The sequence below is a fragment of the Suilimivivens aceti genome, from assembly GCF_025567405.1.
Classification (GTDB): Bacteria; Bacillota; Clostridia; order Lachnospirales; family Lachnospiraceae; genus Suilimivivens; species Suilimivivens aceti.
The window spans coordinates 353,406-363,353 of record NZ_JAOQKJ010000002.1; the positions used below are offsets into that span (position 1 = coordinate 353,406).

9 protein-coding genes are annotated in these 9,948 nt (G+C 38.8%); all 9 read right to left on the reverse strand.

Annotated elements, in window-relative coordinates; translation table 11 throughout:
• The 9 genes from OCV77_RS03385 to OCV77_RS03425 all read right to left on the reverse strand — a co-directional run bounded on the left by OCV77_RS03385 (position 1) and on the right by OCV77_RS03425 (position 9,924).
• Positions 1-1,470, reverse strand: coding sequence for a TIGR02677 family protein (locus OCV77_RS03385; RefSeq protein WP_262573331.1), 1,470 nt, complete (start codon positions 1,468-1,470; stop codon positions 1-3).
• A 27-nt stretch (positions 1,471-1,497) separates the two neighbouring features.
• Positions 1,498-2,805: an ATP-binding protein gene (locus OCV77_RS03390; protein ID WP_262573333.1), complete on the reverse strand. Its 1,308-nt coding sequence runs from the start codon at positions 2,803-2,805 to the stop codon at positions 1,498-1,500.
• 320 nt (positions 2,806-3,125) lie between these two features.
• Positions 3,126-4,034: an Rpn family recombination-promoting nuclease/putative transposase gene (locus OCV77_RS03395; RefSeq protein WP_262573334.1), complete on the reverse strand. Its 909-nt coding sequence runs from the start codon at positions 4,032-4,034 to the stop codon at positions 3,126-3,128.
• Positions 4,035-4,534: 500 nt separating this feature from the next.
• Positions 4,535-4,831 (reverse strand): DUF4143 domain-containing protein, encoded by a 297-nt coding sequence (locus OCV77_RS03400; protein ID WP_262573336.1) that lies wholly within the window; start codon positions 4,829-4,831, stop codon positions 4,535-4,537.
• Between the two features lie 185 nt (positions 4,832-5,016).
• Positions 5,017-5,925 (reverse strand): nucleotidyl transferase AbiEii/AbiGii toxin family protein, encoded by a 909-nt coding sequence (locus tag OCV77_RS03405; protein ID WP_262573337.1) that lies wholly within the window; start codon positions 5,923-5,925, stop codon positions 5,017-5,019.
• Entirely contained in the window at positions 5,918-6,553 is a 636-nt protein-coding gene (locus OCV77_RS03410) for a type IV toxin-antitoxin system AbiEi family antitoxin domain-containing protein (RefSeq protein ID WP_262573338.1), read from the reverse strand. Before OCV77_RS03410 ends, OCV77_RS03405 begins: the two co-directional genes overlap by 8 nt.
• Positions 6,554-7,216: 663 nt before the next feature.
• A complete protein-coding gene (locus tag OCV77_RS03415) occupies positions 7,217-7,354 on the reverse strand; it encodes a hypothetical protein (protein ID WP_262573340.1) in 138 nt (45 codons plus the stop codon).
• 172 nt (positions 7,355-7,526) lie between these two features.
• Complete coding sequence (locus OCV77_RS03420) at positions 7,527-8,924, reverse strand: ATP-binding protein (RefSeq protein WP_262573342.1); 1,398 nt, start codon at positions 8,922-8,924, stop codon at positions 7,527-7,529.
• Between the two features lie 115 nt (positions 8,925-9,039).
• On the reverse strand, positions 9,040-9,924 hold the full coding sequence (locus OCV77_RS03425; RefSeq protein WP_262573344.1) for an Rpn family recombination-promoting nuclease/putative transposase: 885 nt from the start codon (positions 9,922-9,924) through the stop codon (positions 9,040-9,042).
• Positions 9,925-9,948: the final 24 nt, after the last annotated feature.

The window sequence follows — 9,948 nt, forward strand, 5'->3', positions numbered from 1 at the left end:
TTATTTAAACTCCAATATATAATCCGGCATTTTCAGATTTCCATCCTCGCATTTCAGGACACAACTGCCTTCCTTTTTCTTCAGACGATACTCCTGCCCATATTCCGTCCGCCCTGTCTTTTCCGAACTCATATTGGCCTGAGCGATCCACTGCAGGAAAATGACTCTTGTGTCTTCGGAAACCACTTCATCAATCTCTGCAAACCGGATCTTCTGCTCCCTGATATACCGGAGTACCACTTCCTTCTGCCTCTGTGCCAGGCGCAGGTAGCTTTCCCGCTGTGCCATCTTTTCCAATGATTTATCAGCAAATCCTGTTCTGTCTTTTTTCTCTCGATACCCTCTCGTGTGAGGCTTCAGCAAAAACATTGAGGGATCTTCCTGGTAAACACTGTTGTTGATACTGTCTTCTTCTCTCGGAAAATTGGTCTTATAATGTTCGATCTGCTGCACACCAAAGACATGAGCTGATAATTTATGAGCCTCCTCCAGATCCTCACATTTCAAAAACAGCTCCAGAAACTTTTTATAATCATCTTTTCTACTGATGCCCCAGTTCTGGACCTGTACGATCAACGCCGCATTCTGAATAATATTGCGTATGATATCACTGGTGATTTTCAATACTTTTTTAGCTTCACATTCCTGGCTCTGCCCGTCCACAAACCAGTTTTTCAGGGAATGCCATTTTCCATATACATTTTCCCGGACACTTGGTTCCGCATTACCATGTATTTCCAGCAGTGCATGAGGAATATCTAGTTCGCTTTCTACGACCCGCTCCAGAATCATATTCTCCATACGCTCCGTATTCTTTTCCAACAGCTGCTCCATCCGTTTGGAATGCCGCTGCAATTCCTGCACAAATTCATTCAGATATTTGATAAATTTATCCTTATGAACCATGAATTCCACCGATTTCATCAGTTTTTCCGTTTTCCCGGAATAGAAGTCCCGCAGATAATCCTGATAGTTCTGGTTGAGCCGCTTGAAATCTTCCTGCAGCGTCTGCCACCATTCATTCACAGTACGAAGCTCTGCATTCTCCATGTTCTCCGTCTCATCCAGACTTCTTTCCAGACGGACAAAGAAATTCATCGACAGATTACCTGACTCCAGGAATAAATTTTCCAGACGTACTGTCAGACGTTCAATCTCCACGGCGTATTCCGACATCGTATAGCGATATTGCTTATTTTTGTAATCCGCTATTGTGTACACCTTTCCCGGATCCTGTATCGGCGTAAGATTTTTCCACTTTACAAGTGCTTCCAGATCCAGAACCAGCTGCTCCATGGAATACATGTCAAATGCTTCATCCTCTTTTAAAAGCCTGAAAACGTCCTCTTTATATAGTTGAAAATGCATCTTTTCATATTCCCGGTAAAAGCATCTCATGATTTTCCGGTATACCGGTGCATTCTGTACCGATAGGTAGGAAGTTTCGTTGATCTGTTCGAAATGATCCATCCGTTTGTTCCTCTCTCAAGTATCCTGCTAAATAAACGCAATCATATACAATGGCAGCGTTACGATCCTCTCTTCGCTCACATCTATATTACCATCCACAAATTTGTAACCGTAAGATATATCTCTATTATTTTTCATCAACCATTTTAAGGAATCCGCCCGGTTATTTCCACTCTTGACTTCGATGGGAACCACGCTCCCGTCTTTCTGGATGATAACATCAACTTCTCTTTTCGTTGTCTTATTTTTATAGAAATAGATTGGATATCCCTTCTTATAAAGAGCATCAGCTATTGCACATTCGTAAATACCACCTTTTGAGTTTCCTGTTAATGTGTTTTCCACAATATGCTGTTTTAAAGAAAAATCCTTCATCGCCATCAGCAGTGATAAATCGGTTGTATATGCCCTGAAAAAATCATCTCTTACATAATCATCCAAGTCAAATCTGACATCTGTCACAAGTTTACATAATTGCACCATATCTGCCCGAACCAGCCATTCAACACTTGAATAATATTTTTGTGCCCTTCCACCATGCTCAATTTCTTTATATTGAAATTTATGATTCTCCTTATCTAACAGCTGCTTTGCAAGTGAAAGATAGCACTTCTCTGCTTTCACCTTTTCTTCAGCGGTTGCATAATGTGCTATATCATATTGATATCCCTGTAAAAGATTTCTTTGAACACTGTCAACTTCTCTGAAATCCTTCGTATCTATATACTTCTGTACCACTTCCGGCATACCACCCGTTGCAACATACTGTCTGAAGTAATTCATCATCTGTGAATGAATTGCCTCAGGTATCACTGTTTTTGAGTGCAAATATCCACAAAATTTCACTATCATATCTTCGGAAATCCCCATTCCCCAAAGAAATTCTTCGAAATCCATCCCGTATATTTTCAGATAATCAACATACCCAACAGGATAAGAAGATGCACGTTTATAGTCGATTCCCAGAAGCGATCCTGATGTAATGACATCATACCTGTTATCTATTGCCCAGAACTTGAGTGATGTAATTGCTTCCTGACATTCCTGAATTTCATCCAGAAAAATCAAAGTTTTCCCCGGAATAATTTTCTTTTCAGGAAATCGAAAACGCATAGCCATAATCATGTTGTCTACGGTAAGATCTCCGGCAAAAATATCCATTGCGGAAGGCATCTGCTTAAAATTAATTTCAAGCAGTTCCTCAAAATTTTCCTCTGCAAACCGCTCGATGGTGTATGTTTTTCCGGTCTGTCTGGCTCCCTGAACAACCAGGCATTTTCTGTCTTTTGTATTTATCCAGTTTTTAATGTAATCTGTCGCTTTTCTTTTCAGCATAAAGACCTCTAATCAACATTTTTTATTCCGTTTAATGTTTTCAATCAACATTTTATCTTTCTAAATTGTGCTTATCATCAACATTATGGATTTTATTATAGTTTATTTTTTGAATGCGGTAAATAGAAACTTTGAGTTCCGTTTTGCAAACTTAGCTTCGAATTACCTCAAATTGGTACAAAAAAAGGACTTCAATCATTCAATCCTTTATTTTTTAAGGTTTCTCTTGATTTTGTCCTCTTTTAATATACGTTCCATAGGAATCTGCCCATTTTCGTAACTTCAACTTATTATACACATAAGAAAGTAACTCTATTCTGCTACCAGTACAACCTCATATTCTCTGCAGCATCCGCATCTGACAAATGAAACCGTTGTTTCACCTTGTCCTCAGTTTTGTCAAAGTCTGCACCCAGTTCCTTGCAAGTCACTATCAGTGCCTGTATTCCCTCTTTTATTCCTTCTTTTATCCCTTCCTTTATTCCTTCCTGTCTTCCTTCCTTTATTCCCTGTCTGGTATATTGGTCAAATAATTCGCACACGGTAATCTCATCCTCCTCTTTTACACCCATTTTCTGCAAACATTCTAACGTATCTTCCACATTCTTTTCACCGGATAAAGTTCTCAGAAGCTTAATCAGTGCTTCCTTATGCACCACTTTCTGATCGGATCTATATCCATTGCCCTCAGCCAGATAATCCACCACAATACGCATATCGCTCTGAAATAAGTTTCTTATTTCCTTTGGCAGTTTTCTCATTTCAAATACATGCAGTTTCAAATCATCTATATAACTCAGTACTTTTCCAGGATAATTTCTGCTCTGGAACATTTCGTAAATGCTTCTGTTCTGCTTCCATGATCCTTCTCCCCAGTATAAAACAATTTCGACTACCGGATAAACATCCTTCGCTTTGCCATCGTACTGTTCACGATATGCTCCGCCAATATAACCTGCCTTCCGGAATATCATCTTGGAATCCCGTCTTGTCTGATTGGCAAACAGGTACTGCATCGTCACCTGTCCATCATGTATTTCATACCGGGCTACATCTTCCAACTGGTTCTTCAGCTTTTCTCTTCCCTGATATACAGTCTCTGTCGGTGATGCCAGAAGGCTGTCCTTATTTATCCTCTGCATTCCCTCATATATTAGTACATTAATAATATCAGCTGCTACATCCGGATATGTTTCAAAATTCTTCGCTGTAAGATCATTTGTTTCCATTTGTTCTCCCTGCCGGGAAATTCAGATGATGACAGATAACCCTTCCATTTTAAAATCCTCTAAAATCTCCCGCTTACATATTTTTGAAAATAAGCATAGATTTCAGATTTAGACGCCAGTCTGAACTGGCCTGACAGCAGCAGAAAAAATCCTTCCCTTGGTAAAAATCAATTTTTATTCTGCTCAATAATGAACACCTGACTCAATGATATTGTTTATCATTTCATATATGCTTACATTGAATTGTAAACATATCATATCATACATTTCATTTAGCAGCAATATATTTTGGTCAGTTTATCGTTTTATAATATTTAATTTATAAACACACATCTACATCAGTTCATCTATAAAAATTTTGTAAAGCTTCACGTGCATCTCTCTATAGTCGTAAGCGCAAAGTATTCCCACGCCAGACTTAATGAATCACATTCTGTAACACTTTTTCCATCCAGTTTCTGATTATTACTATCAGTCTGCTTTTTCGACTAATTTCCATATCACTCATGTGCAGATTTCAGATCATATCGTTTTCTTGAAAGAATGTGGTTTCTGATTCCCATATCTACCATGTAAAACTTATTGTTGACCTTTAAGAGCTGCTTTCCCACAATGTCAAATCGTTCAACAAGATAAAAAATGAAGGACTCTGTCAGAGCTTCAACATAATCGCTGACTGTGTTTTGGGATACTTTTCTGCCCGCTGAGGTCAGATAATCGGTTATACTTTTCATAGACACCGGGCTACCGATAATGCTTGCCAGATACCTGGCAATTGTCTTCAGTAACGCAATCATCCGTTCGGTTCATTACTGCCACATACGGAATTCCGCCAGTTTTCATAAACTCTGCAAAAGCGTTGCAAGCTCACTTGACAGCATATATGCATTGGAACCTGTGATATAAACATCCACATGGTCTCTGATACTCTCTATTAAGGAGATGTCTAAAATAAGGTAATTCGACGCTATTTTCCATCATTTCAACCATCAATCGGGCTCCAGGTATTTCGTGTTGCAGTCCAAAGTTCATTAAAAGGCTTCTTGTCGATTGCTGCCACGATTGGCTTTCTCAAAAAGGATCTGATTGTACGCAGAACGGTACTATAACTATCGGTTTTTGTATCAATTTTTCGACAAAATGCCTTCCACTTTTTCTGCATAGCTTCGTCATTCTCAAAAGCCATCACTTGTTCGAACTGCTCAACAGTGAATACATGTCCACGATTTTCAAAAGTTTTTTTCAAAGCTTCGGTTAAGACAACACCATCAAAGTCAAATTTATTGGCAAGATAATAAATATCATAGTAATCCTTCATTCGACTAGAAAACTCCATCAGATTGAGAATAGCATCTATTTTTTCAGCAATAGTTGTTTCAAGAGAGTATGTGTTTACCATAGGAGCTGCAAAATCCGCCAGCTGGGTCGGAATCTTGTGTTTTCCCTGATTTGGCACAATGACATCTCCCACTCCAAAGTCAATGCTGAATGGGGTTTTGGTATTCTTAATCCTTGCGACTAAGGAAGCACCAATACCAGCATATTTTTTTGCCACTGCAATAGGCGCAACATTTGTAATTTCAAATGTCACAAAATCATTTCCCGTTTGTGTCGCAATGATCTCTTCCAAAACTTTTTTCAGTTTTTCCGGTGTATTTGGAACTTTCCTGAGCAGGAAATCTACATCTACCGTCACACGGCTGTCAAAGCCGGTAATGGAATAGATAAATAGTCCACCTTTTAGAACAAGGTTTTCTGTATATTGGGACTTCTCCAACCTGCGGAGAAATTCTTCCTGGCAGAAAAGCTGCAGACAAAGCTGGTAGCTCCTCCCGGTTTCCTTGCCTTTATTCTTTAAGCGTGTCAGTACGGACGCAGCAGTATCAGTCATTCAGCAGCACCTCCATCAACTCAGTAACCTTTTTGTGTACTCTTAACTTCTTTGCATATTCAGAAAGGTTTCTCAAGTCTTTTTTCGAATCATTCACATAGGCGTTCAACGCCTTGTTGAAGATTTCATTGTCCAGTCTTGAACGATATTTGAAGCAATCGCAGATTGTACGCTCTCGATCATATACAGGAAGTATGACACCGTTAAAATCGGCAGTTGTTTTGCCCAGTTCATATATTTCTGATTGCACATAGTAAGTTTGCAATGCCAGTGCATCTATATCCAATTTTGTTCGAGACATAGATCTCGGAACAGCAATCGACCATTTCCGAGGTGCAAAGTCACTATAGCCATAATGAAAAAGAGCCGATTCCACACAAATGATTGCCTTTGGAATCAATGTTGCAATGAGTTGTTCTTCAGAAGATGTGTCCCAATCGGCAAGTTGATAGTATCCGTGTCGAATGCGTTCAAGGTACCCAGTGTTACAAAGATTCACAACGTCAACAGCGGGTATGCCAGCTGCAACAAAATCTGATGTTTTTGCAATACCGCCCTTTTCTATAATTACCTGTTTTAAAAGAGTTTTCTTATCCACATATTCACCAACTTTTATTAAAAACCACACACACTTAATTCACTTTTGTGCTTATATTTTATTATATCATTCAAATTAAATTAATCAATAATTTCACGCACAATTTTATAATTTCTGTGTGTGAAATTTTTAATTCTGGATTTCGGCCTGATGTGGTAAGATAAAACTGAACACATGAAGCAAGGCTGATTAATTTTCCGCCTCGTGACAGCAAAGAATGGAAACTGGAATATAATGCCCGGACATCAGCAGAACGTTCAAACAAACGTGAGAAAATAGACTTTCAATTAGAAAGCGGCAGACACCGCATCTATCATATCCTGATGCTACAGCATCTGGATGCCTGGGATCTGCCTTTCGAATCCACCCTGCAAAAGCTGATTTTGAATGTAGCATGATCCTACCGTTATCATACCTCATTTTTCGGAATAGCAACAGTCCTATGTCTATTTTTTGTGCCCATTTTTTCCGTTTTGGATAATATTTACTTGTCAAAGTTCAATGCCAGAGTTTCGCTGGCATGATCTATCGGAATTTTGAGAAATCATCACCCATCTTCTGTAAACATTCTAACGTATCTTCCACATTCTTATCACCGGATAAGGTTCTCAGAAGCTTAATCAGCATTTCATTTAGCAGCAATATATTTTGGTCAGTTTACCGTTTTATAATATTTAATTTATAAATGCATTTCTACATCAGCTTATCTATAAACTTTTCATAAAACCATGTCATATCATCAACTTTTGAAAGTATTGTCAGCTCATCCAGGGCAGCATCATAAGACCTGAACGCAGGTGCAGACTCCATATCCGGACGTTCAAAATTCATTAATCAACGCATTTTTACCAACACGATGTCTGTCATAGATAACAATACACTCACAAGAAAGTAACTCGTAAGTTATTTTCTTGTGAGTGTATTAATTCAAGAAATCCTCAAAATCAACAAAAAAGATCCTCAGTTCTGTCAAAGTCTGTACTTTAATGCTTGAATAAATAATTTATTTATAGAGATCTCCCAGCGTTATTAAATGAACTTCTCCACGCTCCTCTGCCTGAAGAAGGCCATCTGTAAATCCACCCTTTGAAAAAATATAGTAATGATAGGTGCTGCCCTTTCCAAAGGCAGCTGCATACTCCCTGATTAACTCAAGTTCGTCCACTCCAATTTTCTCATTTCTGTACTTACACGAACCAATAATATAGTTCCTACCCTCAACAGGCGTTCCTACAATATCAATTTGTATCTGCATTTTCTTATTCGGATCAGTCCCCCACCATTGACCAATTTCACTCAGTTCAACAGGAAGGTTATCTGAATAATAAAGCAGATAATCCCGACACATCTTCTCAAATATCAGTCCCATATAATCAGGAAGATATTGTTTTACAGCGTGCGGATAGATCTTTGCAATCCTGCCTGAATCAATTGCACTCATGTTGGCAGGCACAAACCGATACCAAAATCGAAAAAAATTGTCTGCCAACAAATAAATAGTCTTCTTACCTGCTTTTTCTGATATTGGTGTTTCTTTTTTTACAATACCAAGTTCCATCAATGTCTTAAGATATTTAGATACTACTGAATTCTCTTCGCCGACTTTTGTCTTAATATCATTCATCCGTGAAGCTCCTTCAGCAATTGCTTTAATGATTGCATTGTAAACAGCCGGTTCCCTGAGTTCCTGCTTCAGCAGATTTCCTGGTTCTTCATACAAATAGCTGGATCGGTCAAAAAAGTTACTCAGTAAGGCTTCATCCACACTATCCTTCACATCCAGTTTGTTAATATAATGAGGTACTCCTCCTGTGATGCCGTAAATCAGAGAATTATCCTCTACAGATAAATCAGGATGGAACACTGATGTTTCTTTATAATCCAGTGGCTTTATCTTAAACTGCCCAGTTCTTCTACCATACAACGGGCTTTCCTTTCCAAGCACCTGACTCTCCATGAAGCTCATGGACGAACCACAAAGAATCAAATACATCCTAGTCTCTGTCCACTTATGGTCAATGATGTGCTGCAACATTGCAGAAATAGCAGGTTTCGCTTTGGCAAGATAGGGATATTCATCAATAACAAACACGATTCGTTTTTCTTTCGAAAGTATTGTCAGCTCATCCAGCGCAGCATCATAAGATCTGAACTCAGGTGCAGACTCCATATCCGGACGTTCAAAACTCATAATTGACTTCGAAAGAGCTCCCAGATTTTCTTTTTCTGTCGTATTCAACGCAGAGAAAAAAATCGTTGGTTTGTCCTTACAAAATTCGTTAATCAGCGCAGTTTTACCAACACGTCGTCTGCCATAGATAACAATACACTCAAACTTACCATCTGCATAACGTTTATTCAGTTTTCTTAGTTCCTCCTTACGGCAATAAAACCTACTCATCTTCTTGTCTCCAAACCATTATACTCATAAGAAAGTAACTCGTAATTCACTTTCTTATGAGTATAATAATTCAAGAAATGTTCAAAGTCAATCAAAAAAGATTCTCTGATATTACCTACCAGTACAACCTCATATTCTCTGCAGCATCCGCATCTGACAAATGAAACCGTTGTTTCACCTTATCCTCAGTTTTGTCAAAGTCTGCACCCAGTTCCTTGCAAGTCACTATCAGTGCCTGTATTCCTTCTTTTATTCCTTCCTTTATTCCTTCCTGTCTTCCCTGTCTGGTATATTGCTCAAATAATTCGCACACGGTAATCTCATCCTCCTCTTTTACACCCATTTTCTGTAACTGCTCTATAGTATTCTCTACATGTTCTTCTCCTGATAAAGTTCTCAGAAGCTTAATCAGCGCTTCCTTATGCACCACTTTCTGATCGGATCTATATCCATTGCCCTCAGCCAGGTAATCCACCACAATACGCATATCACTCTGAAATAAGTTTCTTATTTCCTTCGGCAGTTTTCTCATTTCAAATACATGCAGTTTCAAATCATCTATATAACTCAGTACTTTTCCGGGATAATTTCTGCTCTGAAACATTTCGTAAATGCTTCTGTTCTGCTTCCATGATCCCTCTCCCCAGTATAAAACAATTTCGACTACCGGATAAACGTCTTTCACTTTACCATCGTACTGTTCACGATATGCACTGCCAACATAACCTGCCTTCCGGAATATCATCTTGGAATCCAGTCTTGTCTGATTGGCAAACAGGTACTGCATCGTCACCCGCCCATCATGCATTTCATACTTGGCTACGTCTTCTAACTGGTTCCTCAGATTTTCTCTTCCCTGATATACGGTCTCTGTCGGTGATGCCAGAAGGCTGTCCTTATTTGTCCTCTGCAGTCCCTCATATATTAGTACATTAATAATATCAGCTGCTACATCCGGATATGTTTCAAAATTCTTCGCTGTAAGATCATTTGTTTCCATCTGCTCTCCTTGCCGGGAAATTCA